This window comes from Vibrio mediterranei (assembly GCF_013364395.1).
Lineage (GTDB): Bacteria > Pseudomonadota > Gammaproteobacteria > Enterobacterales > Vibrionaceae > Vibrio > Vibrio mediterranei.
This window is the reverse complement of record NZ_JABXGK010000008.1, coordinates 459845-482937: the sequence shown is the minus strand read 5'-3', so window position 1 is coordinate 482937 and position 23093 is coordinate 459845. Positions and strand designations below refer to the sequence as shown.

23 protein-coding genes are annotated in these 23093 nt (G+C 43.3%); 13 read left to right on the top strand and 10 right to left on the bottom strand.

What is annotated here, in order from left to right:
- The first annotated feature begins 15 nt into the window (after nucleotides 1-15).
- From HOP38_RS19245 to HOP38_RS19230, 4 genes are all read left to right on the top strand, one after another.
- On the top strand, nucleotides 16-336 hold the full coding sequence (locus tag HOP38_RS19245; RefSeq protein WP_031493189.1) for a hypothetical protein: 321 nt from the start codon (nucleotides 16-18) through the stop codon (nucleotides 334-336).
- Complete coding sequence (locus HOP38_RS19240) at nucleotides 330-1553, top strand: HlyD family secretion protein (RefSeq protein WP_006069092.1); 1224 nt, start codon at nucleotides 330-332, stop codon at nucleotides 1551-1553. The genes HOP38_RS19245 and HOP38_RS19240 overlap by 7 nt, the downstream gene beginning before the upstream one ends.
- 170 nt (nucleotides 1554-1723) lie before the next feature.
- Nucleotides 1724-2374 (top strand): isoprenoid biosynthesis glyoxalase ElbB, encoded by a 651-nt coding sequence (gene elbB / locus HOP38_RS19235; RefSeq protein WP_006069093.1) that lies wholly within the window; start codon nucleotides 1724-1726, stop codon nucleotides 2372-2374.
- Between the two features lie 179 nt (nucleotides 2375-2553).
- Nucleotides 2554-4395, top strand: coding sequence for a DUF3413 domain-containing protein (locus tag HOP38_RS19230; RefSeq protein ID WP_198558727.1), 1842 nt, complete (start codon nucleotides 2554-2556; stop codon nucleotides 4393-4395).
- 39 nt (nucleotides 4396-4434) lie between these two features.
- Here the strand turns inward: HOP38_RS19230 and HOP38_RS19225 are convergent, their stop codons facing one another.
- The 4 genes from HOP38_RS19225 to ppiC form a co-directional block, all read right to left on the bottom strand.
- A complete protein-coding gene (locus HOP38_RS19225) occupies nucleotides 4435-5793 on the bottom strand; it encodes an alpha-amylase family protein (RefSeq protein WP_198558726.1) in 1359 nt (452 codons plus the stop codon).
- Nucleotides 5794-6132: 339 nt separating this feature from the next.
- Complete coding sequence (locus HOP38_RS19220) at nucleotides 6133-8064, bottom strand: alpha-amylase family protein (RefSeq protein WP_198558725.1); 1932 nt, start codon at nucleotides 8062-8064, stop codon at nucleotides 6133-6135.
- A 177-nt stretch (nucleotides 8065-8241) separates the two neighbouring features.
- Nucleotides 8242-8598 (bottom strand): YibL family ribosome-associated protein, encoded by a 357-nt coding sequence (locus HOP38_RS19215; protein WP_006069097.1) that lies wholly within the window; start codon nucleotides 8596-8598, stop codon nucleotides 8242-8244.
- A 47-nt stretch (nucleotides 8599-8645) separates the two neighbouring features.
- Nucleotides 8646-8924 (bottom strand): peptidylprolyl isomerase PpiC, encoded by a 279-nt coding sequence (gene ppiC, locus HOP38_RS19210; RefSeq protein WP_004737764.1) that lies wholly within the window; start codon nucleotides 8922-8924, stop codon nucleotides 8646-8648.
- Between the two features lie 178 nt (nucleotides 8925-9102).
- Here ppiC and HOP38_RS19205 point away from each other — a divergent pair, with 178 nt between their 5' ends.
- Complete coding sequence (locus tag HOP38_RS19205; protein WP_031496647.1) at nucleotides 9103-10008, top strand: chemotaxis protein; 906 nt, start codon at nucleotides 9103-9105, stop codon at nucleotides 10006-10008.
- Between the two features lie 43 nt (nucleotides 10009-10051).
- Here the strand turns inward: HOP38_RS19205 and HOP38_RS19200 are convergent, their stop codons facing one another.
- The gene (locus HOP38_RS19200; RefSeq protein ID WP_198558724.1) at nucleotides 10052-10714 is read right to left on the bottom strand and encodes a lipid-binding SYLF domain-containing protein; all 663 of its coding nucleotides are present in this window, start codon (nucleotides 10712-10714) and stop codon (nucleotides 10052-10054) included.
- Between the two features lie 162 nt (nucleotides 10715-10876).
- On the opposite strand from HOP38_RS19200, the gene mtgA reads away from it, so the two are divergent.
- Nucleotides 10877-11557 (top strand): monofunctional biosynthetic peptidoglycan transglycosylase, encoded by a 681-nt coding sequence (mtgA, locus tag HOP38_RS19195; RefSeq protein ID WP_006069100.1) that lies wholly within the window; start codon nucleotides 10877-10879, stop codon nucleotides 11555-11557.
- Here the strand turns inward: mtgA and HOP38_RS19190 are convergent.
- Nucleotides 11544-12764 (bottom strand): multidrug effflux MFS transporter, encoded by a 1221-nt coding sequence (locus tag HOP38_RS19190; protein WP_006069101.1) that lies wholly within the window; start codon nucleotides 12762-12764, stop codon nucleotides 11544-11546. The genes mtgA and HOP38_RS19190 overlap by 14 nt on opposite strands.
- Nucleotides 12765-12853: 89 nt before the next feature.
- On the opposite strand from HOP38_RS19190, the gene HOP38_RS19185 reads away from it, so the two are divergent.
- A complete protein-coding gene (locus HOP38_RS19185) occupies nucleotides 12854-13744 on the top strand; it encodes a LysR family transcriptional regulator (RefSeq protein ID WP_198558723.1) in 891 nt (296 codons plus the stop codon).
- A gap of 68 nt (nucleotides 13745-13812) precedes the next feature.
- On the opposite strand, the gene HOP38_RS19180 is transcribed toward HOP38_RS19185, so the two are convergent.
- A complete protein-coding gene (locus HOP38_RS19180) occupies nucleotides 13813-14049 on the bottom strand; it encodes an HD domain-containing protein (protein ID WP_006069103.1) in 237 nt (78 codons plus the stop codon).
- A gap of 204 nt (nucleotides 14050-14253) precedes the next feature.
- Between HOP38_RS19180 and HOP38_RS19175 the strand changes: the two genes are divergently transcribed.
- The 3 genes from HOP38_RS19175 (at nucleotide 14254) to HOP38_RS19165 (ending at nucleotide 15638) form a co-directional block, all read left to right on the top strand.
- Nucleotides 14254-14835: an FMN-dependent NADH-azoreductase gene (locus HOP38_RS19175; protein WP_031493742.1), complete on the top strand. Its 582-nt coding sequence runs from the start codon at nucleotides 14254-14256 to the stop codon at nucleotides 14833-14835.
- Between the two features lie 162 nt (nucleotides 14836-14997).
- Nucleotides 14998-15348: a hypothetical protein gene (locus HOP38_RS19170; RefSeq protein WP_171390484.1), complete on the top strand. Its 351-nt coding sequence runs from the start codon at nucleotides 14998-15000 to the stop codon at nucleotides 15346-15348.
- Nucleotides 15349-15446: 98 nt separating this feature from the next.
- Nucleotides 15447-15638: a hypothetical protein gene (locus tag HOP38_RS19165; RefSeq protein ID WP_038166299.1), complete on the top strand. Its 192-nt coding sequence runs from the start codon at nucleotides 15447-15449 to the stop codon at nucleotides 15636-15638.
- Nucleotides 15639-15722: 84 nt separating this feature from the next.
- Here the strand turns inward: HOP38_RS19165 and HOP38_RS19160 are convergent, their stop codons facing one another.
- From HOP38_RS19160 to HOP38_RS19150, 3 genes are all read right to left on the bottom strand, one after another.
- Nucleotides 15723-16742, bottom strand: a complete 1020-nt coding sequence (locus HOP38_RS19160) for an FAD-binding oxidoreductase (RefSeq protein ID WP_124941846.1) — start codon at nucleotides 16740-16742, stop codon at nucleotides 15723-15725.
- 55 nt (nucleotides 16743-16797) lie between these two features.
- Nucleotides 16798-18459, bottom strand: a complete 1662-nt coding sequence (gene hcp / locus HOP38_RS19155; RefSeq protein ID WP_006069107.1) for a hydroxylamine reductase — start codon at nucleotides 18457-18459, stop codon at nucleotides 16798-16800.
- 196 nt (nucleotides 18460-18655) lie between these two features.
- On the bottom strand, nucleotides 18656-19396 hold the full coding sequence (locus tag HOP38_RS19150; protein ID WP_006069108.1) for a FadR/GntR family transcriptional regulator: 741 nt from the start codon (nucleotides 19394-19396) through the stop codon (nucleotides 18656-18658).
- A 220-nt stretch (nucleotides 19397-19616) separates the two neighbouring features.
- Here HOP38_RS19150 and HOP38_RS19145 point away from each other — a divergent pair, with 220 nt between their 5' ends.
- Genes HOP38_RS19145 through HOP38_RS19135 form a run of 3 tightly spaced genes read left to right on the top strand, consistent with a single transcriptional unit; the run spans nucleotide 19617 to nucleotide 23050 of the window.
- Complete coding sequence (locus HOP38_RS19145; protein WP_198558722.1) at nucleotides 19617-20852, top strand: M20 family metallo-hydrolase; 1236 nt, start codon at nucleotides 19617-19619, stop codon at nucleotides 20850-20852.
- Nucleotides 20853-20898: 46 nt separating this feature from the next.
- Nucleotides 20899-22290: a YfcC family protein gene (locus tag HOP38_RS19140; protein WP_006069110.1), complete on the top strand. Its 1392-nt coding sequence runs from the start codon at nucleotides 20899-20901 to the stop codon at nucleotides 22288-22290.
- 46 nt (nucleotides 22291-22336) lie between these two features.
- A complete protein-coding gene (locus HOP38_RS19135; protein WP_198558721.1) occupies nucleotides 22337-23050 on the top strand; it encodes a DUF1028 domain-containing protein in 714 nt (237 codons plus the stop codon).
- Nucleotides 23051-23093: the final 43 nt, after the last annotated feature.

The following is a 23093-nucleotide window of genomic DNA, read 5'->3' as shown; positions in this document are numbered from 1 at the left end:
TTATAAGGTAAATCAATGAGCCTACTGAGTGTCCCATTTGTCGGAACGAGCGCAGACACCGCATTACACGTCGTATCAGGAATCGTATTAGTCGCAAGTGTCGTTGCCGCGGTATATGGGTTTTGGCGTATTCACGAGCTTCCTATTAATAAAGCACACAGCAAAGATCACCATCAGCTAGGACTAATCACCGCTCTCACATGGATAGGCTTTATCTGGCATTGGGTTTGGGTATTGGCCGTCATCATTGCATTTGTAGACATGGAAAAAGCGATTGTTCGACTTAGAGATATTTGGCACGGAAAAGAAGATAATACGGAGAACACAACATGTTAGAGGGTTTAGCAGTTTGGGCTCTGTTTATATACCTACTGCGGTTAATAGGTATGCCATGGAACAAGTTTTCTAAAGGCTTCGCGTATATTGGTGGCGTTGGCTGGCTAATGTTCGTTTGGGTGGGGTTGATTAACTATACCCCGATGGATCTCTCCGGTGGCTCTCTAGTTCAGGCTCCGCATATTCAGCTTCGTCCAGATTCCTCTAATGTAACGGGGAAAGTCGTTAAGTTGCACATCAAGCCCAACCAACAGATTGAGAAAGGTCAACTCATCTATGAGATTGATCCAAAACCTTATCAAATCGCACTAGATCAAGCGGTAATACAACACGACGCAGCACAAGTAGCGTTAGATAGCGCGATCCAAGATGTCGAAATATCAAAATCTAGCTATCTTTCTGCACAAAAGAGTGTTGAAACATCGGCAAGTCAGCTTCGCTCTGCGCAGGTCGATTACACCTTACAACGAAAAATGCTGAAACGCTTCCAAGAGCAGAACGCCGTGGTTAGTAACACAATCACCGAAAGTGATATAGACAAGCAAATTAGCATTGTTGAAGTGGCAAAACACAAAGTAAAGACTACCGAAGCACAACTTGATAAACGCCGTGTAGATGCAAATAAAGCACTACTTTCTATCAGTAAATATGAATTTGCTGTAGACAGCAGAAGGAATGATTTGCGAAACGCTACGGAATCTGTCGAACGCGCACAGTGGGACCTCGACAGCACCAAAGTTTATGCACCGACTGATGGCTTTGTTACCAACTTCATTCTTCGTGAAGGGCAACTGTTATCGCGAGTACCACGATTGCAAATGTACACCAACGAAAAGTATGTACTGATGCGTGTTAATCACCAAGCTATTCGAAACATTAAAGCTGGACAACCCGCTGAATTCTCTACATCCGTTTATCCGGGACATGTTTTTGCCGCAGAAGTGGAAGGTATTGTTGAAGCGACGGGTGAATCGCAAGGCACATTGCTTGCTATTGACCAGTCAGTACGCACCACTACTGGTAAGAACCTGAATAACAAGCATCACTTTGTGCGCTTGAAAATACAAGAGACTGAAGGTTATGACATCCCGGTCGGTGCCGTTGGACTAGCATGGGTAAGTGGAGAAAAACCGATAGGTTTTCTTGCTTTCTTAGACGTCATTCGAGGCATCATCTTGAGAATGAAGTCGCAACTCTACTTCTTCTACTCAATTTAAACAGGTCCACTTACGATAGCAAATTTTAGTTATCGGTTCCCTTTGCCACCCTTAACGGGTGGCTTTTTTGTAGTTTGAAGCAACTAGCATTCTGTGGCATAGCAAGCAGACAAAGTGCCCTATTTTGTCCTAAAGTCTTAATGCCCTAATAACAAGGAGAAATGATCAGTATGAAAAAAATAGCCGTCATTCTTAGTGGGTCAGGCGTATTCGATGGCGCTGAAATTCATGAGTCTGTGCTTTCCCTGCACGCTATAGAGAAAGCTAATGCAACGTGGTACTGTTTCGCTCCTAACGTTGAGCAATTGCACGTCATTAACCATCTAACAGGGGAAGTAACGGAAGAAAGTCGTAATGTACTCGTTGAATCTGCCCGTATTGCGCGAGGGAATATTGAAGACGTCGAAAAGCTGGATGTGAATGATTTTGATGCACTACTACTTCCAGGTGGATTTGGCGCAGCCAAGAACCTTACTGACTTTGCCATTAAAGGTGCAGAATGCTCCATTAACACACACGTAGCGAGTGCATGCCGTGCCTTTGCTGAAGCTGGGAAACCTGCAGGTTATTTATGTATTGCCCCGACTATCATTCCATTGATTTATCCAAATGACGTCAGAGGAACAATAGGTAACGACTCAGACACTGCAGCCGGATTTGCGGCGTTAGGAGGTCAACACGTTATATGCGCTGTGGATGATATTGTTTACGACGAGCAACACAACGTGGTGTCTACACCAGCCTATATGCTGGCAACAACCATTTCAGAAGCCAACAACGGCATAGAAAAATTGGTTAATAAGCTGATTTCTCTCGCTTAAACGACCTCAAATAAGGCCCCATTCATCGAAATACATGGGGCTTTGTAACAATGTGCAAGCCTTGTATCGTTTTTATTTCAAATTTGTTTTCACTCGCATACAATACGCGCTTCTTTGACAACGCACGATATAGCGTTATCACGATTTTAAATGCCATCTATCATATTGGTTTATTGAACATGTTTACTTACTTAAAAACTAAGCTAAGTCCTTACTATGAGTTTTGGATTCTTAATGCGCTGTTGGCAACCCTTATAGGCGCTCGCTACTTCCTGTACTTTCCTGAGGTCCCTTTTGATGGGGTTCAATTCTCATTTGCTGTAACAAGCTTGTTCAGTCACATGAGCCTACTCGCTCTTGTGTTTTGGCTAGTAGGTTTAGTTCTATGCTTCCTGCCCTTTAAAGCGAAACGCATAATACTGGCACTGTTAGCAACTATCGCACTGACGTTTCTATTCATAGACACTATGGTGTTCGGCTTCTATCGGTTCCATTTGAATTACCCGGTTCTCTCGTTAGTTATGTCAGGCCAAATTGTCGAGTTTCCGGCTTCGGCTTGGGCGATGCTTACAACTGGATTGGCAGTGGTTTTTGGCTTCCAGTGGTGGGCTTTAGGTAAGATGGAAGTCGGTAGATTTACTATTACTAAAAAACTACGTAAGGCATTTCTACCCCTTTTCTTAGCGACTACGCTGGCTAGCCATGGAATACATATTTGGGCAGCGGCCACTGCTTACCAACCTGTGTCTTTTGTTAACCAATACCTTCCACTATTCTACCCAACCATCGCTAATTCGTTTTTGATGAGGCACGGGTTCATTAGTAGAGAAGAGCTAGCAAAGAAACAAGCAAAAGCGCCTAAAATGCAAGGTGGCTTGAATTACCCTCTTCACCCACTAGTTGGTAATGCACCGGAAAAGCCAAAGAATATCGTATTAATACTGATTGACTCTTGGCGTCCAGATACCGTTACTCCAAAATACATGCCTACCGTCTATGAAATGTCTCAAGAGGGTCTTTCATTTGATAAACATTACTCTTCCGGTAATGCAACACGTATGGGTACGTTTGGACTTTTTTATGGCTTACCAGGTCCATACTGGCATCCAATGCTTGCCAATCAACGTCCTACCGTCTTGATGGACCGACTGCAAGAGTTAAACTATGAGATTGGAGTGTTTACTTCGGCTCACATCGAATCACCAGAATTTAACCGAACCATATTTGCTAAGATTCCTAACTTGAGAATTCGTGGCAAGAGCCAAGGTTCAGCGGCTGATCGCGATATCGAATTGGTCGACGACTGGATGAAATGGTATGACGTCAACAGTAGCAAACCAACATTCTCATTTTTGTTCTTTGATGCACCACATGGCTTTATTTTCCCTGACGATTATGAGCCAAAGTTTGAGCCAATGTCTGGACCAAATAACCCATTTGTTCGCAGTAACGACTCCGACCCAGAGCCAATCTTTAACCGTTACCGAACTAGCACACACTTTGTAGATAGTAAAATCAAAGACGTGGTTGAGAAACTTAAGCAGGCTGGTACTTATGACGACACACTAATTATCGTTACAGGTGATCACGGTGAAGAGCTAAACGACAATGGCCAGAACTTCTGGGGACACAACGGTAACTTCACTGAAGCTCAGGTTAAAGTACCGTTCATCATGTTAGGTGCCGGAGTAGACAAAGCGGCAAATCAGTGGCCAAAGGGCAAACTGACTACGCATTTCGACCTTGTTCCAACGCTAATGAAGAACTACCTAGGTGTCACCAATGATCTTGAAGATTACACTGTGGGCGAAGATCTTTATGGTCAGTTTGTTGATCGACCATACACAATTATCGCAGACTATGGTGACTATGCCGTGGTCTCCGAAGATAAGATCTTCTCACTAAAAGGTAATGGTCTTTACGAAGTGAAAGATGGCAGAAATAGATTGCTGCCGAAACAAGAAATTGATCAAGAGAGAATGCAATACGCCATCGAATTGCTGACTCGATACACCAAATAAAACAGTCACATCAAAGCCCTCTTCACAGAGGGCTTTGTTTTATTCACCGCATATCAATAACTCTGCCGATCCAGCCGCTACGTGGATATTTCCTGTTATTCCATCAACCGATTGTCGAGTTAGAACCGAGTTATACAGTCCATTAAGGTCGACGTTGATTGATTTCGGGCGCGTCGATTTATTGATTAGTACAATCCCCTTCCTACCTCGCTTAAACGCTAAAAGATCGTCATTCGCTTCCAGCAACTCAAACGGTTCACCATGAACTGCGTGGCAAAAGCGTATCACATGAGACAACTTCTGGTCCCTCCAACCTTCGACCCATCTCGGCTCCTCGTTGGTATTTTTGATACCACTAGGGTCGAGATCAGAATAGATAAGAGGTACCCCTCCATCACGAGTTAAGATGTATACCGTCGCAAGCCATTCGTTGGTTTCACTCATTACAAGGTTGCTAAATACTTCATTGTTAGGAATGTCGTGTGTCACAGCAAAGGTTATTGAGCGCTCGTTAGTAAGCGCTTGCCCGAAACAGTATGGGTCAATTAATGCCGTCAAACTTCCGCTTTTAGATTCTAGAGCCTCGTACACCGTTTTGAACAAAGGGAAATCATAAGCTGCTAAGCGAGTTTCTTTCAAATAAGGTTGCAAGAAAAGTTCATACTCTTCTTCCGTCGCTCCGCCATCGGTAATTATCTCACCAAAGACGTGCATGTCTTGAGTTATCTCCTTAGTAAATACCTGCTTTATATGCTCGATGGTCAAGTGTTTAGCAGCATCTATACGAAAACCACGAACTCCGAGATTCTTCATCGCTAAGAGATAAGCTTGTTGCTGCTTGATAACATGAGAACTGGTTCGCAGAGTAGGTAAACCAGGATCTTGAGGGCCTCCTGTTAGTCGACCATTTTGCACTTCCCAACGGTCTTTCCAATTCTCTATCCCAAACGCCTCAACAAAATCATGCTCATCAAACAGTGCTTCATCCAAATCGCCAAATAGCTTTTGCTGTTCGAAATAGGCACGATGCTCGGTATAACTTTGCATGTCATTATTGCTTGGATACTGTAAGTCCAGTCTAGCCGCCGATTCGTTGGCCATATGGTTGAAAACCACATCGATATAGACCCATACACCCACATCATTCAATTCCAACATCATTGCTTTGAAGTCTTCGGTATTTCCAAGCTTGTTATCGATAACTCGATAATCCTGAGGTTGATAAAGTTGCCACCACTTCACTTCATTACTGTCACGAAATGACTTCATTGGCGGTGAAACTAATACGGTCTGATACCCAAGTTCCTTTATTTCTTTTGCTCGCTGAGCCACCAGCGCATAAGGCCAATCAAACGCATGTAAAATCACATTGCTTTGGTTGTTCGTTGTCTTTGACATTGGTCCATCCCCTTTAACCGGGTTCACTACTAATGAACGAAATTATAAGGTTCATACCAGTTAGCAACTCATCCTCAAGCCACTTTCTGTTGGTTGAGGGGTTGGGCGTAGCTAAAAAAGGCAACGGAATCTTGGGAAAAGCCGATACTCTCACACGACAAAGAAAACATATAAGTGACTGAAAATTATGATATAAAAATCGTAATGGTTCACTTGTCCGCATTCTTAGAAGCTAGAGTCGGTATTTGTAACAAAATGATAGCGTGTGTATAAGCCACCTATGAAGCTGTGAGCTTGCTCACAGCTTGTAGTCACTTTGATTAATGAGCATAGTACGAGTTAGTTTTCTACTACTTTCAACCACTTAATATCATACGCATCAAAAATGATGTTTTGGTGATAGGGCTTTCGCTCTTGGTTAAGCACGTCTTGCACCTCTCTTGAACCCAAAATATCACATATGGATGTTGGAATGGTTTGCCGATGTTCACTGAAGTTACATATAGCCAATAGTCGGTCACCATTAGCTGCCTTTCTGACATAAGCAAAAAGATGAGGCCGATACGTCTCTAGAATTTCCGTTTCCGCCACACCTAACACTGGCAGAGATTGACGAAGCTGAATCATATCTATTAGCTGTTGATGAATGCGACCTCGCGGATCACATTGGTCTTGAGCAATCGCAATGTCTTTTTCCGAAATAGCTGGACGATTAACCCAACGAGTATCATCAACTTTGTGTGGATCGTTAACGTATTGATAGTCATTGAACATCCCGAGTTCATCACCTTGATAAATCAACGGTACACCGCCAATGCTCAAATTGACACTATTTAGCAATCTGACTCGTTTCACAGCAAACTCAATATCTTGCTGATGTCCAGATTGCATCGCTGCTTCCAAACCACATAGCGATGCTAAAGATCCACACACTCGACAATCCCCAGTCTCTGGATTTTCTTGGAATGGGATACCATTGGCAAACGCCCCTTCAAACTTACCTGTATAGAACTGATTGAGAAACTGACGATGGTCATGCCCATTGATACCCAGCTGATCTGCTACAGCATCATCGAAAGTCCAGCCAATGTCGTCATGACAACGTATATAGTTCACCCAACTGCAATCCGGCGAGATAGCAAAACTTTTCTTTAAAGACGCTGTGAGTAACTTGGTTTCTCTGGTTGCCAAGCTTTCCCACATCAAAGCCATCATCAATGGGTTATAGGATAATTGGCATTCATCTTTATCAATGTATTGAGCGACCTCATCCGGATGAACGATGGCTTCACTCTTAAATAAAATTGATGGAGCTGTGATCTGTAAGCAGAGGTTGAATGCCTGAATCAAAGTATGCGCTTTTGGCAAACTTTCACATTGAGTCCCCTTCTCCTTCCAGATAAACGCTAATGCATCGAGACGTAAGCCATCACAACCTAAGTTGGCCAAAAATAGCATTTCATCAGTGATTGCGTTAAATACTGCTGGGTTACTGTAGTTTAAATCCCATTGAAAGCTATTAAAGGTCGTCCATACCCATTTTTCTACGTCTTCCAACCACGTAAAACTGCCGCGCCTAACTGAAGGGAATATCTCTCGACACGTAGCGTTGTATTCATCAACGTCCCGTTTGTCGTCAAAAAAATAGTAAAACTCTTGATATTGCTCGTCACCAGATCGAGCACGCTTTGCCCATACATGTTCATCTGAGGTGTGGTTAAAGACAAAGTCTAAAACCAGGGCAATTCCAGCTTCGTTTAAGGCATTGGCTAAGGACTTCAGATCCTTCTCTGTACCTAGCTTGGGGTCCACTTTACGGTAATCCGACACAGCATAACCACCGTCGCTATTCCCTTCTGGAGCTAAATACAAAGGCATTAAGTGAACATAATTAATGCCAAGTTGCTCAAAATACGGGATCTTCTCTTTCAGTTTTTTAAAATCACCCGCAAACAAATCAACATAAACTGCCATGCCTAGGACGTTTTCATCTCGAAACCAATTAGGTGTTTTAAGTCGAATCGCATCTTTGTTTTTTAGCTTACGAGAACGCGATGCGAATCCTGCGCAGAGCATTTCTACCAGTTTCTGTAGATAAAGGAAAAAATCATAACGAGTGCCATACAAAGCGTAATAGTGCTCAAATAAGGCCGGAAAGTGCTGCTCTAATCTTCCATAAAGCTCTTTCTCATCTTTTTTAGTCAATTTGGGTAAGGTGATGGAGTCCATTACCTGCTTAAGTGCTCTCTGGCTTGTCGTGATTCCTTGCATTACCTCACCTTAATCGATTAAGTCTGAACTTAACCAATTATAGAATAAGTTAATTTTCGATATTCGAGTTTTTGTGTGACCAACTTCTTAATCGATTAAGTTCAATGAATAGAATCCAAAAAAAAGCGCATCAAAAGATGCGCTTTCCATTAGTGTTAGTTAATTCTAGATCGAGACTTAGAATTTTTTTGGAGCAAAACCTGTCATCACTTTCAGCTTTAGCTCTTTACCAATCTTCGTCATTGGATGCACTACGACCAAGCCTTTTACCGACTTTTTCAGTTTACCCATATCCGCCTGTTCTGCTTTGGTGATCTCACGAGAAAACGGCATATCAAGCAAGCTTTTACGCTCTTTGTTCATATCGTAGCTCTGCTTGTGCTTAAGCTGAGCAATCTTCTTTGTCAGTTTGTCGATTTCATCGGTAAAGCGAGAAATCAGCTCATTGTCGCCACGCGATTTGGCACCAGCCAATTTATGATTACATTTATCGAGGCGGTTATTCAGTTTTTGTAGTTCTTGTTTCATGCTCATGGCCGGAACGTTTCCTGTTAATTATTAGCGAATAGCGGTGTTGCGAACTAAGTGCGGTACAAGACCTTGACGACATGCCAACCAAACTTAGTCTTCACTAAATGGGGAACAAGCGTTTCACCACTAAAACAAACTTTGTCAAATTGAGGCACCATCTGTCCCTTACGAAATTCACCTAAGTCGCCGCCTTTTTTACCTGAAGGGCAAGTGGAGTACTTTTTAGCAAGAGTTTGAAACTTAGCGCCTTTTTTCAGCTGTTTGATGATATCTTCAGCTTGTTCTTTATGTTTCACTAAAATGTGAAGTGCTGCCGCAGTTCTTGCCATTAGTTGTCTACCCTTTTTAGCGTCTATGGGATGATGGAATGCGCAGAGTGTAATAGAAAATGAGATACAAATCACGTTTACTTTTCAAGCGGCTAAACTTTTTTCTTTCCCGGCCGCATTAACTTTTGATAATAAAGTTTATAAAATCAATCTATTGGCTTATAGAGTAAGAACTCAAATGAATACTAGCATCAGTAAAGCGAACCAATCACAGGGCATGTTACTGTTTACCCTCAACTTGCAAAAGCAACGTTTTGCCATTGGCACGCTAAAAGTGCGAGAAATCGTTCCTTTCTTACCCACTACGCAAATTCCCTACTCTCATCAACATGTCGTTGGCACTGTCAGCATTCGAGGCCTGACCGTCCCCGTTATTGATATGGCAGCTGCAATTGGTTTTAGACCTATCGCACCAGAGGAATACGCGAACACCTACTTAGTGGTTACCGATTGCCTGAGAACCGTTGTAGCGTTTATGGTTCGAGATATTGATAAAATCATAGAATGCGACTGGAAGTCCATTGAGCCAGCTCCCGATAGTGCAGGTAGAAATGTATTTGTTACTGGGGTCACTCGATTTGAAGATCATATAGTTCAGCTACTAGACGTAGAACTATTACTATCCAAAATCTATCCACAGTACGCCGATACCAAGATCCCAATGTTGACCGACGTCCAGCGCGAAAGAATCAAGTCGCTGAACATTCTGCTGGTTGACGACTCTTCCATCGCGCGCAAACAGTTAGGTGATGCGCTTAACAACATCAATATACCTTTCGATATCTGCCGAGATGGCAATAGCGCCCTTGAGTTTATGCGCGTTAAAGCAAAGCAAAATGATGCTATCGATATATTAGTCAGTGACATTGAAATGCCCGGTCTTGATGGTTACGAACTGGCTTTCGAAGTTCAAAATGACCAAACACTCAGTCACGCCTACCGCATTTTACACACCTCGCTTTCAAGCGAAATGTGCACGGAGCGTGCTCATCAAGTTGGTGCCCATGAAGCGCTAGTTAAGTTCAATGCGGGTGAATTGATTGAAGCTATGTTGAGAGGGGCGGAGAACCTAACTGCGAATTGAAGTTCCCCTTCAACCAGTAGTTAAGCTGAAAGGGATAATGGACTTATTTACCGTCGTAGTTATTGTTTGGCGCAAATGAAAACCCTTGACCACCGATAGAAGCTTCATACATTAAGCCGCCCTTAGTCATGGTAAATACTGCCATGCCATTAATGTAATTCGCTTTAGTCTGGTTGTCTCCAGCCTGTGCCCCTACACCTGTTGAACCAGCTTGTGCACTAGCGCCCACCGTTAAAGCAACAGCAGATGCCTGAGCACCAAATTCAAAACTGCCGCTTGTAAATGAGTAGTAGTCTGCTTTGCTTTCGAAGAAAACGATTTCGCTATAAGCCTGTGCGCCTAATTGAAGTCCAATGCTAAGCTGCGCTAACGTTGAATCACCAACGTGAACGCCTTGGCGATACACTTGCCCTTCACCGTAGGACCCACCAATGCCAAAACCACCCTTACCAACGGTTGGAAATAGTGCATAACCATACGCATCTTTGAAAAATGGGTGCGTTGCGTCTGCTTGCTTGAATTTATTTAACGTAGCTTCATATTTACTACTATTATCGCTAGCAGAAACTGCTTGGTCTTTTTCTTTAGCCACTTCAGTTCCTTCTGTGACACTTTGACCATCTTTCTGAAGTGCTTCTGAAGCATAGGCTTGGGGGATAATGGTAACACACGCAGCCAGTAGATAAGGCCTAATTCTAACTAACATACTCTTTCCTTTCTCGAGTAAGATTTTGTATTTTGACGACAATTTTCATCATTAGTTCACCCTATAACGCACTCATCAATAGATCAATTCCTTCACAGCATGTTTTGCACCTAAAGCAAATAGAATCTACACTGTTGCCATATCAAGTCGAGTAATAACTTAATGAATCCTATGATAAAGAAGCTGCTCATCAATCTAATTTTGATATTAGTCGGCGTTCCGATTCTGTTAGTCGTATTCCTTAAGTTTCTTAATCCGCCAATTTGGGGATGGAAAGTAGCTCGTACCCTATTTCCACCGGAAGGTTATCCAACACAAACCCACCACACATGGGTTCCTCTATCTCAGATAAACCCTAACATGCCGCTCGCAGTAATTGCGTCAGAAGATCAGAATTTCCCAAATCATATTGGTGTGGATTTTGGAGCCCTTATAAGTGTTTTGGCAGAGAGTGGTAGCCCATCTCGCGGCGCGAGTACCATTACTCAACAAACCGCAAAAAACGTGTTGTTATTTCCAAGCCAAACTTACATTCGAAAAGCTTATGAACTCTATATTGCATTACTGCTCGAGCTCATTTGGGGTAAAGAGCGCATTATGGAAGTGTATTTGAACGTTATCGAATTTGGCCCGGGTATTTATGGTGTAGAAGCAGCCAGTCAATATTACTTTGGTATCAGTGCCAACAGATTAAGTAAAGTCCAAGCAGCTCAACTCGCAGTTGTGCTGCCCAACCCTTATCGAATTAAGCCGACACCTATGTCAGATTACGTTAACAAGCGGACACTCTGGGTAGTAAGTCAGATGAATAACCTAGGATATAATTCAATTAACTATCAATAGTGTCCATTTGTTTCGTTCCACTAGCGTAGCGTCTGATTTGGCTCATTAGAAGAACGGCTGCCATCAGCAACGCAGATGCAATATAGAAACTTCCCAGAGTCATTTGGCTAGTTACCCAGCGTTCAACCAAATACCCACCAAATACACCAGCTATCACCATTTGAATTGAGCCGGATAACGCCGACACTGCACCCGCGTTTTCTTTATGAGGACCAAGTAACAAAGCAATGGAAATCGGAAACGACAACCCTTGGGCAACAGTGAGCCAAGTAAAAGCGAACACAAGGTTAAATACCGTCATCTCAGTCATTAACAACCACAAACCCGATAACGACATAATGGTAATGGCGAGGAACAAAATCCAGTTGTTAGAAAAATACCGATTGAGGATATTGAGCGATACGCTTCCCATCATAAGACCTGCTGATGGGATAATCATTACCGTTCCATATTCTGCCGCAGTTAAACCAAGCTGATGCTGCATTAAGAATGGGAATAAACTTAAAGAGACAACTGCACCTAGGTAACTGATCCAGTTGTAACTTGCGCTGCCAATCACTTGAGGGTTAACAATTAACTTTGAATAGCCATGGATCACTTCTGTCACTTTGAATTTACGAGGCTTATAAGGCAAGGTTTCCGGCAAGATGAACCAGCCAAGCGTGAAGATAGCGACCAAATATACCAAGACGAAAACAAACACTGCTTCCCAGCTTAAGTGAAATGCAATCCAGCCACCAAAGACAGGGGCAATAATAGGCATAACCGAAGCCGTCACCGAAATATAAGACAGCGCCTTGGTAAGTTGTTTTCCGTCATAGCTATCACGAAGTACACTTCGTCCCAACACGGAAGCACTACCGGCTCCGAGTCCTTGAAGCAATCGACCTACTTCTAACGCGGTAAAGTGTTCATTTAAAGCAATACACAGCAGTGTTCCGACTAGGTAAACTCCTTGACCAAGGATAAACACGGGACGTCGGCCAATAGCATCGGACAAAGGACCATAAAAGAGTTGAGAAAGTCCGAAACCAACCAAAAACAGTGTCACGAGCATCTGAACATCCGCATGTCCAATCGATAGGGCTTCGCTAATAAGTGGAAGTGAAGGTAAGTAAATGCTCACGCCTACTTGACCCGTTGCGATGATCATCATCGCGAGCAACATAGGTGTTTTATTAAAAGATTTATTGTGTTTTCTATTCATACACACATTCTATATTGCGTATGAATCATTGATAATACACTATAAAGGAAACAGAATACGTCCTAACAGGAAACAATCTCGGAGCGCATATGGATTGGATATCGTGTATTAATACTTACATTCGTGTTGTCGAGGAAGGCAGCTTCAATGGTGCAGCCCGAAGACTTAATACTACTAGTTCAGCCATCAGCAAACGCGTCCACTGGCTTGAAGAACGTATCGGTGTCCAACTTCTAAAAAGAACCACTCGCTCTGTCACCCAAACAGAAGCAGGTGCGCTTTTCTATCAACGCTCAAAAGATTCTCTTGATAGGTTTCAGTCCATCATTGACGAGACTCGCTCGGTCAATGAAACACCGGCAGGATTGTTAAAAATAGGCGCAACCATCGCCGTCGGCTCCAAATTTCTGGTTCAGTATTTAAACGAATTTCTGACGCAATATCCTGACATTCGAATTCAGCTGACCACTACAATTCCCGGTCAGCTTCCAGATACCAACCTAGATGTATTTATTAGTCGCGAGCTCGAAACACTCAATAGTCTTAGTATGAGACAAACTTCATTATTTGAGCAGCGAATCGGCTTTTATGCTGCGCCTTCCTACATCAGAGAGTTTGGCGCTCCTCAATCTATTGACGAGCTCAAGCAACATAACATCCTTATTTGGGGTGAGCGTCCACAACGAGAATACAAGATATCCAAAACACAACGTGTCATGCTGTCAGGAAACTTTGCGACCACTAACCCAGAAGCATTGTTTTATGCCGCTAAAAATGGGATGGGGGTATTAATCAGTAACGACGTTATGATCAAAGAAGACGTCAAGTCTGGCGCTTTAGTTAGAGTTCTGCCCGAGATCCAAGCTTTGGATTCTACCGTCTACGCCTATTACCCTAAACTGGATTATGAGCATACGAGAACCAAACTATTTTTGGACTATATCAAAATGCGTTTGGCTCAGTCGAACGAGGAAGGGTAAAGCAATGGAAAAATCGTAAGCACTACCCTGCTCTATATCAATAAAAAGAAAGCAAGCTCCATTTTGGTTCAAGATGCGCGAGTAAAGTGCATCTTTGTTTTTTTCAGAGTCCTATCTAGTACGCCGATGGCCAAAGACAAACAGAAGAAGAACCAAACGAGTTGACCAGCAATAACTAACCAACTGTTTTTCCATTCAGATGCTGTGTAAACAATGAGTTGCATCCCGAAAAAATAAGCCATGATGCTCAAGAAAACCAAGGCAATAAACCCGAACACCATCAACAATGTTATCCATTTAGGCATAATTAAACTCCAATAAGTAATGAAAAATCCAAATATTCCTTATTGTCCTGCATAAATAGATCCACTTTAATTGTGGTTAATTTCTTGTTCAGTTATTTCGAACTTCTCTCTCAAATTTAGTGACTTTTCAGACACGCTTCGTCTGATTAAACTGGACGCATTGTTTAGGAAGCGAAAGTGACTTCCCCATAAAAGGATAACGATATGTCGAAAACTCTTGTTCTAAAGTCCAGCATTCTAGGTGATTACTCTCAATCAAATCAGATCATTGATCAAGTTATTGAAGGTAAATCCGAAGTGATCATTCGTGACCTAGCCACTAATCCAGTACCAGTATTGAACATGGAAGTGGCAACAGCTCTTCGCAGCAATGGCGAAGACTTAACGCCAGAACTTCAGGAGGTTGTCAAACTTTCAGACCACCTCATTGAGGAACTCAAGAGCGCAGACAAAGTGATTATTGCGGCACCGATGTACAACTTCATGATTCCAACCCAGCTTAAGAACTATTTTGATCTTATCGCCCGTGCTGGCGTAACGTTCACCTACACTGACACCGGACCTGTTGGTCTTATCCAAGGGAAAGAAGTGGTGGTATTGACTACTCGTGGTGGCATTCACAAAGATACACCTCGCAACAGTATGAATGATTATCTTGCTACGATTTTAGGCTTCCTTGGTATGACGGATGTGGAATTCATTTATGCCGAAGCGCTAAACATGGGTGATGAACCTGCCGCAGAAAGCCGTGCATCTGCACTAGAATCTCTGAGCGCATTAGTCTAACCGTTCTTGGTGAGTCAATAGAGCAAATACAACGCGAATTGTACTCACCGCTTTTGTTTCTCGCACTCCTTCCCCTTGCTTCCATACAAACCTATGACACTTCTCCACAGATATAACTATACGCCTGTGCAATAATTTATTTATCAATGAATTGGAGGAGCCGTGTTGGTCGTTTTTTTCTGCTTTTGTCTAAGCGCGTACTACTTAGTCGCCTTTCCGGGGGGTGTTCACGCCTACCGCAAAGGGGCGTTGAGTTGGGGAGATGCGTTTTTGCCTCTAATGGTCTTCGCTGCTTGGTCTGTACTGGCAGTGTTTGGCGTAGGTGCACAGAGCTTGGGAAACTTGATAGAGGTTATCTTGCTGCTCATTGCAGCCGTTTGTATTTTCTATATTCGACTGATTTACGTTCACAGATATCCGAGTAACCGCCTGCATTCGCTCTATATGATGTATCTGATTATCACTGTGGTAGTTATTCTAACCCGTATTTTCTTTCCGCGTATGATGGAATAGCACTGAGGATAGTATTAATCATTATTAATACTCTTAGAAACGACGTTCTAACAGCCATTCGTTATGGTAACTCATCACTTATTTCATATTGATTTACCATGAAACGTCTTTTCGCTCTTGCTATCGCCATACTCGCTGCCTATGCCTTATTGAGTCCCAGTCATTATGTGACCAACCCTTGTCCTCAATCTCACTTTGAGCCCACTTCAAAGTCATTTGATGATGTTCACTTCCAGCAGTTGATCAAGCAAGCACAATCTTGTTCGTCTTGCTCAAAAAGTCACACCTAGAATTGATATAAAACCCCGTAAAAAAAAGGGCGCTCGAACTAGTCGATACGCCCTCCCAAAACAGTGCAAATTATCAACAATCCGTCAGTTCAAGCTCACTTCTACATCCGATTTAATGGTACTGGAACAAGCCAGCACAAATCCATTAGCTTTCTCTTCTTCAGTCAACGTTTCATAGCTGGTAGAGTCTACTTGGCCAACTTTCACCTTACATTTGCATGAACCACAAATACCACTGCGGCAAGCTGCAATAACCGGCACGCCTCCCTTCTCTAAGGCATCAATTAACAAGGTTCCCTTATCAGCATCAAGCTCAACGCCAAAGTCAGGCACCGCTACTTTTACAACGCCCTCTTCCATGTCTACCGTAACATCAGTCGGCGTAAAACTTTCTTGATGGAACTCCGACATATCAAAGTTGGCTTGCTCTAGGGAAGATTTGACTACCTCCATAAAGCCCGTTGGACCACACAAATAAACGGTGCGTTCATGAAAGTCAGGAATTAACGACGTTAGCCATTCAAGATTTATCAAACCTTGCGGAAAATCTGTGCCAGAATTGTCCTCAAGCAACATTTTTAGTGCGAAGTTATCGACCGTTTGGTTAAGCTCAACCAACCTATCAAAGTAAATTGCATCTTGTTTGCTCTTCGCAAGATGGAGAAATTCGATATTGACATCTGCACCGTCCACAAGCCATTGATCGACCATGGACATGACAGGTGTGATACCACATCCCGCGCTGATCATTAGGACTTTGTTTTTGGGCTGACAGTCAATATTATTGAAATGACCAAGCGGTGCTAACGCTTCTACCTGAGCACCAACTTCAAGCTGCTCAACAATATGGTTTGACACCAAACCGCCCGCGACGCGCTTCACCGTGAATTTAAGCGTTTTACTCCCCGGTACTGAACTAATTGAATAAGCTCGATACGCTCTACTGCCGTCAATATCGAAGCCAAGCGATGAGAATTGACCCGGTTTGAATTGAAATTCAGTCTCGCCGGACTTTGAAGCAAGTTCAAACGATACCGAATCTGGTGTTTCAAACCACTTATTAGTACATGTCAGCTCTATCGTATCTGATTGGGACCATGCCATTACATCATTCCTCTGAGTAAGAAATGGCGTCTTAAACGCCATTTCTAGTACTTTTTTACGCTGCCAAAATCGTCTTTAAGTCGTTTTCTACGGTAGAAATACCGCGCATATCAAACTTCTCTTGTAGGATGCTAAGCAGGTTATCTGTAAGGAATGCAGGAGCCGTTGGGCCGGTATAGATGCCTTTAACGCCTAAAGCAAAGAGTGTCAGCAAAATGACAATCGCTTTTTGCTCAAACCAAGATAGGACGAGAGTCAGTGGCAATTCGTTAATGCCACAATCAAACTCATCAGCAAGCGCTAATGCCAATTGGATAGCAGAGTAAGCGTCATTGCACTGACCCACATCCAATAGGCGAGGAATACCATTGATGTCACCAAACTGGTTTTTGTTGAAGCGGAACTTGCCACACGCCAGGGTCAGAATAACACTATCTTCCGGAGCTTGAGCTGTAAAATCGCTGTAGTAACTGCGCTCTGCCTTGTCGCCATCACAACCACCAACCAAGAAGAAATGCTTGATTGCGCCCGCTTTCACCTGTTCGACGACTGCTGGTGCTGCTTGCATTAGCGCATTGCGACCAAACCCAACCGTGATCATGTGTTCAATTTCGTCGTGCTGGAAGCCGTCTTGTGCAAGTGCACATTCAATCACTTGACTGAAATCGTCCCCTTCAATGTGTGCCACACCTGGCCAACCTACAATGCTGCGCGTGAACAGACGGTCCGCGTATTGACCGACATTAGGATTCAACAGGCAGTTAGACGTCATTACAATCGCACCAGGGAAGTTGGCAAACTCTTTTTGCTGGTTCTGCCATGCGCTGCCATAGTTACCGACTAAATGAGGGTACTTCTTAAGCTCTGGATAAGCGTGAGCTGGGAGCATCTCACCATTAGTGTAGACGTTAATGCCTTTTCCTTCTGTTTGTTGAAGGATTTTCTCTAAGTCATGAAGGTCGTGACCAGACACTAGAATGCAGTGGCCTTTTACCGTTTTAACGTTAACTTGAGTCGGCTCAGGGTGACCGAAGGTTTCCGTTTCACCTTTATCTAGCATTTCCATGATCTTGTAATTCATAAGACCAATTTGCATCGAGGTATTCAGTAATGGCTCCAAATCGACAGGGTCAGTACCTAACCAAGCCATAATTTGGTGATACTCACCATAGACCGCTTCATCTTTTTGAGAGAGCACACGAGCATGCTCAAGGTAGGCGGCTGCACCTTTAAGGCCGTAGAGACAGAGTAAACGAAGGCCAATCACGTCTTCATGTAAACTATCGTGACCACGGTTTACCGCTGCAGTCGGAGCAAATTCTAATAGCGCTTGTTTTGTAGTTGGTAAGTCAAACTGAGCCGCAGGAGAAAGTTCATCAATCGCGATACCTTGTACTAGAGAGGCAGCTTGAACTTGTTCTTGAAGACGCGCTTTATATGTTGCAGCCAGATTGGCGAGCTCGATGATGCGTTCAGGGTCGAAGTTAACGTTAGTTAGCGTAGAAAAGAATGCTCTAGGCGCCCATTGGTCGATTTCTTGGTCTACGATACCAAATTTACGACCCTGATCGGCCCAGAATGAAACCCCTTGAAGGGTATACACTAATACGTCTTGTAGGTCAGAAACTTCAGACGTTTTGCCACACATACCTTGAGTATAAGAACACCCTTTAGCAACAGGGGTTTGAATAGTTTGTTCGCATTGAATACAGAACATAATGAGGACTCCAGTATTTTAATTCGTGCCTTGGTACTTTGCCAAAGCTGATTATTCCTGAAGTCTCTATAGCATAACGTGTGCCAATTTTTATCTTATTGTAATTAAAGACTTTTAACACAAAAATCACAATTAAAACAGTCATTTAGACCTAGACCACAATCACAACATTAAAACACACCTGAGTCATTATGACCTAAATTACATCAAGAAAACGATTCTCCATTTCAACTTCTTGAAGTTTCATTAGTTTCAACGCGGTTTTCATATGTTTCTGCATGACTTTATACGCCATTTCAGAATCACCAACTCTCAATGCCTCAATTAATGAAAGTTGGCTATCTATACCTGTGCGCCAGAGATCGTAATTTTCTGGCTCATATAGCTTCTTGTAGATTGTCATATCTGACAACATTTGAGCAGTAAAACGGATAACCAGTTTTAGTAACTCATTGGAGGAAAAACTTGCCAAAATACGATGGAATTCAATCGACGCTAAGTGATGCTCTCGCTCTTCATAAATATCACGAGGAGGCTCAGCATACAATTTGGTTTGGTCCTTTAGCTCTTTGAGCTGATTCGACGTTAGTTTACCCGCTAAACTGGCGGCAAGTTGGGGCTCTAATGCGAGACGTAGCTGATACAAATCTTCAATTGAAGTCTCCTTGAAGAATAGATAATTACTCAGCAACATTTGCGCTTTTTCTTCAGAGACTTCGGAAACGAAGACACCACCTTTGGGACCCGTTTTTGTCTGCAATAGCCCCTGAGCGTCTAATAGTCGCATCGATTCGCGCACTGTGCTTTTTGAGGCGTCAAACATTTCCATCACTTCCACTTCATTAGGAAGTCTATCTCCTGGCTGAAGCTTCTGTTCCACAATCCATTTTTTAATCGCTGACGCTACGTTTTCGGTTCGTCGTTTTTTGACGGTCAAAAGACACCTCTATTTTTACTCGATTTCAATGTCTACGGTAACTGAAACTCCCTGTCGGGTGAAGCAGTTACCTTAAAACACAAGGTTATCAGCTCTCAATATCGTTACAAATCATACTCACAAAAGCGACGACATCGATTGCATTTATCATGATAAATAGTGTATTTTGCCAATTTATCATGATAAATAAGTAAGCGCAGCATCAAAAACGAGAATAAATATGACCATTGCATCCACTTCATCACTAGCTTGGGATTGGCTTGAGCAACTAGCAAAATGTTCTGAGACAACCAACCCTGATGTAGAAGGCGTAACCCGTCTTTGTGCCACAAAAGAACATAAAGAGGCCATCAATCTACTTAAGCAATACATGATGGAGTCAGGCATGTCAGTGAGAATGGACAATGCCGCCAACCTAATTGGCCGATACGCCAGCGCGGAATCAAACGCAAAGACTCTCATCTTTGGTTCACATCAAGACACCGTTCCTAATGGTGGTAAGTACGATGGAATTTTGGGAGTCGTTGCCCCACTCGCTCTCGTTCACCACCTGAACCAGCAAGATATTCAACTTCCGTACAACATTGATGTCATCGCCTTTAGTGATGAAGAAGGCACTCGCTTTCAATCAACACTACTCGGCTCGAAAGCCATTTCCGGTATTTTCGACCCTGCAATGCTCGACGCTAAGGATCCACAAGGGGTATCGCTGCAAGACGCACTTCACGACTTTGGTTGTGAGACACAGCAAATAGAAAATGATGCCTACGACGCAGAAGAAGTCATTGGTTTTGTTGAGCTGCACATAGAACAAGGCCCACAGCTTGAAGCCGAACAACTGCCAGTCGGTGTTGTATCCGCTATCACTGGGATAGAAAGACATACCATAACCATTCATGGCAAAGCGGGACATGCTGGTACTGTTCCAATGCACAACCGCCAAGACTCTCTTGTCGGCGCAGCAAGTGTAATCAGCACTTTTGACGCCCTGTGTAAAAGTGATAGAGATCTCGTTGGCGTGATAGGAAAAATAGAAAACTACCCTAACGGCGTGAACGTCATCCCACAGAAAACGCATATTACCGTTGAACTTCGCTCTCCTATTGATGAGAAGCGCCGTAAAGCAAGAGCGACATTTTTAACGTCTATTCAGCAACAACTTCATGCACTCAATCTCAGTTACGACCATACGCAGACCTATGAGCAACAAGCCGTTCAATGTTCAAAGGCCCTGTCAGATAAGCTAACTCAAGCTATCGAAACCTGTGGTATTAAACCGAAAACCTTATTCAGTGGAGCTGGTCACGATGGCCTCGCGGTCAGCTCTCTAACCGACATCGCAATGCTGTTCATGCGATGCACTGATGGCGTAAGTCATCATCCTGACGAAGCGATTACTCAGGAAGACTTACAAGCATCTTTACAAGTACTAAAAGAATTCTGCCTAGCGATATAAAAACGTAAAGAATCAACCTAGAATCAAACTATGGAGAATATTGGACATGGAAATGACCAATCAGATTGACACAACATCGAAACGCCCCTGGTACAAGTCAATGCCAGACCCTATGGTCTTAATTTTTGGCATTTTGGTGGCAACTTACTTGCTCACATTTATCGTTCCAGCAGGCGTATTTGAAAGGGCCGTTGTTGATGGAAAAACAACGGTAGTTCCTGAGTCGTTTACGTATCTTCAAGATGCACCATCGGTGCATTTCTTTGATATTTTCGTCGCCATTCCGAAAGGTTTGATTAGTGCAGCACCTTACCTGTTCATTGTGTTTATCGCTGGTGGGTTGTTCCATATTCTGCAACGTTCCGGAGCATTAGAAAATGCTATTGGTGTCGCAGTAAATCGCGTAGGAGTAGAAAACCGTAACCTAATAATCACTATTGGTACGTTTATTTATGGTTTCTTCGGTGTTGCGGTTGGTTTTGAAAATAACATTGCGTTGGTCCCAGTCGCTGTTTTGATTTCCGCGGCGGTCGGTTATTCAAGCCTAGTAGGTACCGTAATGGCAGTGGGTGGTATCGGTGTCGGTTTTGCTTTGTCACCTATTAACCCATATACCGTAGGTGTTGCTCAAGGTATTGCAGAACTGCCTACTTTCTCTGGCGCTGGCCTGCGTACCGCTCTTGTTATCGCCTCGCTGGCTCTTCTTTCACTCTTTATCTGCAAGAAAGTCACCAAAATGGACTTTGTAGAACAAGATGACTCCGCCGGCCTTAAGAAAGATCTTAGCGAATACTCGATGAATCGGGAGAACAAGCTCACGCTTGCTGCTTTTGTTGCAGGCCTTGGTGTGATGCTTTACGGTGTTTTCGCCAATGGTTGGTACATCAATGAGATTGCAGGTTTATTCCTGCTCATGGCGATTGTTATCGGTATCATCAACAAAATGAATGCTAACCAAATCGTCAAGGAAATGATGGTTGGTGCATCAGGTGTAACCGCAGGTGCCTTGGTAATCGGTGTCGCGGCATCCATTCAGGTGATTCTAGATCAAGCACAGATCATCGACACCATCGTTAATGCACTTAGCTCTCTAATCCAAGATATGCCAATTGCGATCTCTGCGATCGTAGCCAGTGTCGTGCAAGGTATTATCAACTTGTTTGTTCCATCAGGTTCAGGGCAAGCAATGGTAACTATGCCGATTCTAATTCCTGTTGCTGATTTAGTAGGAATGAGTCGTCAGCTGATGATTACTGCATTCCAAGTTGGCGATGGTTTAACCAACCTAATTGTTCCAACATCGGGCGGTACTTTAGCTATGCTGGCATTGGGACGAGTTTCTTACGAGCAATGGCTTAAAGCCATTATGCCATTCATGCTTATGGTATACGGACTAAGCTGGGTCGCACTATTCATTGGCCAATTAATCGGCTACTAACTTCAATTATAAGTGGAGGCACTGCGCCTCCCATTTCCAGAAGACTATGACAATATCTCTATTACATTTTAATCCATTAACCGGAACCTCAGCGTCCATTACTGCGACAGGAGGTCCTTGCGTTGGCGGATATGTCAATCATTCTTGGCGCTCCGTTGGTGCATGTGCTACCCAAGGGTTATTTACCAATCCTTGGTATGCAGACTTTGCCAAAAACAAATTACAGCAAGGTACTTCCGCCAGAGATATTATCAACGAACTGACTGCGTTAGACTCAGGGCATAGTCAACGACAATGTCTTGTTATGGACCAAAACGGAGCATCCGCTGCGTTAGATGGCAGCGACAATATTGCTTACATTGGTCACCTTAGCTATCCAACTATTGCAGTGGCAGGCAATATGTTAGAGGGACATCAAGTCTTAGAGCAGTTCAGTCGAGTGTTTATTGAACAAACGGCCATAAACTCCCAAGCGGTATTGGAGCACATTGAGGCCCCTCAATATAAACCAGACTATGAAGCAACTTTGCCCGATGCGCTTATTAGCGCTTTAGAAGCGGCCTTATCAGCGGGCGGAGACAAACGAGGTACAGTTTCTGCTTCATTGCGTATTGAATTCGCGCATCTCGCACCGATCGACATCCGTGTAGATTGGGCAAAGGCTGACCTTATCGAAGAGCTTCGCTTTGTTCTGGATAAAGTACGAGAAAGCAGCTTTCAAGCGTTTTTATCTGAGCTCCCTCGACAAGTAGACCATTAAATCTTCTGGTGTCAGAAGTGTGACATCACTTCTGACACACTTA

Excerpts from the sequence above, each read along its gene's own strand:
- HOP38_RS19245 (WP_031493189.1), top strand. The coding sequence starts at position 16 with ATGAGCCTACTGAGTGTCCCATTTGTCGGAACGAGCGCAGACACCGCA.
- HOP38_RS19240 (WP_006069092.1), top strand. The coding sequence starts at position 330 with ATGTTAGAGGGTTTAGCAGTTTGGGCTCTGTTTATATACCTACTGCGG.
- elbB (WP_006069093.1), top strand. The coding sequence starts at position 1,724 with ATGAAAAAAATAGCCGTCATTCTTAGTGGGTCAGGCGTATTCGATGGC.
- HOP38_RS19230 (WP_198558727.1), top strand. The coding sequence starts at position 2,554 with ATGTTTACTTACTTAAAAACTAAGCTAAGTCCTTACTATGAGTTTTGG.
- HOP38_RS19225 (WP_198558726.1), bottom strand. The coding sequence starts at position 5,793 with ATGTCAAAGACAACGAACAACCAAAGCAATGTGATTTTACATGCGTTT.
- HOP38_RS19220 (WP_198558725.1), bottom strand. The coding sequence starts at position 8,064 with ATGCAAGGAATCACGACAAGCCAGAGAGCACTTAAGCAGGTAATGGAC.
- HOP38_RS19215 (WP_006069097.1), bottom strand. The coding sequence starts at position 8,598 with ATGAGCATGAAACAAGAACTACAAAAACTGAATAACCGCCTCGATAAA.
- ppiC (WP_004737764.1), bottom strand. The coding sequence starts at position 8,924 with ATGGCAAGAACTGCGGCAGCACTTCACATTTTAGTGAAACATAAAGAA.
- HOP38_RS19205 (WP_031496647.1), top strand. The coding sequence starts at position 9,103 with ATGAATACTAGCATCAGTAAAGCGAACCAATCACAGGGCATGTTACTG.
- HOP38_RS19200 (WP_198558724.1), bottom strand. The coding sequence starts at position 10,714 with ATGTTAGTTAGAATTAGGCCTTATCTACTGGCTGCGTGTGTTACCATT.
- mtgA (WP_006069100.1), top strand. The coding sequence starts at position 10,877 with ATGAATCCTATGATAAAGAAGCTGCTCATCAATCTAATTTTGATATTA.
- HOP38_RS19190 (WP_006069101.1), bottom strand. The coding sequence starts at position 12,764 with ATGAATAGAAAACACAATAAATCTTTTAATAAAACACCTATGTTGCTC.
- HOP38_RS19185 (WP_198558723.1), top strand. The coding sequence starts at position 12,854 with ATGGATTGGATATCGTGTATTAATACTTACATTCGTGTTGTCGAGGAA.
- HOP38_RS19180 (WP_006069103.1), bottom strand. The coding sequence starts at position 14,049 with ATGCCTAAATGGATAACATTGTTGATGGTGTTCGGGTTTATTGCCTTG.
- HOP38_RS19175 (WP_031493742.1), top strand. The coding sequence starts at position 14,254 with ATGTCGAAAACTCTTGTTCTAAAGTCCAGCATTCTAGGTGATTACTCT.
- HOP38_RS19165 (WP_038166299.1), top strand. The coding sequence starts at position 15,447 with ATGAAACGTCTTTTCGCTCTTGCTATCGCCATACTCGCTGCCTATGCC.
- HOP38_RS19160 (WP_124941846.1), bottom strand. The coding sequence starts at position 16,742 with ATGGCATGGTCCCAATCAGATACGATAGAGCTGACATGTACTAATAAG.
- hcp (WP_006069107.1), bottom strand. The coding sequence starts at position 18,459 with ATGTTCTGTATTCAATGCGAACAAACTATTCAAACCCCTGTTGCTAAA.
- HOP38_RS19145 (WP_198558722.1), top strand. The coding sequence starts at position 19,617 with ATGACCATTGCATCCACTTCATCACTAGCTTGGGATTGGCTTGAGCAA.
- HOP38_RS19140 (WP_006069110.1), top strand. The coding sequence starts at position 20,899 with ATGGAAATGACCAATCAGATTGACACAACATCGAAACGCCCCTGGTAC.
- HOP38_RS19135 (WP_198558721.1), top strand. The coding sequence starts at position 22,337 with ATGACAATATCTCTATTACATTTTAATCCATTAACCGGAACCTCAGCG.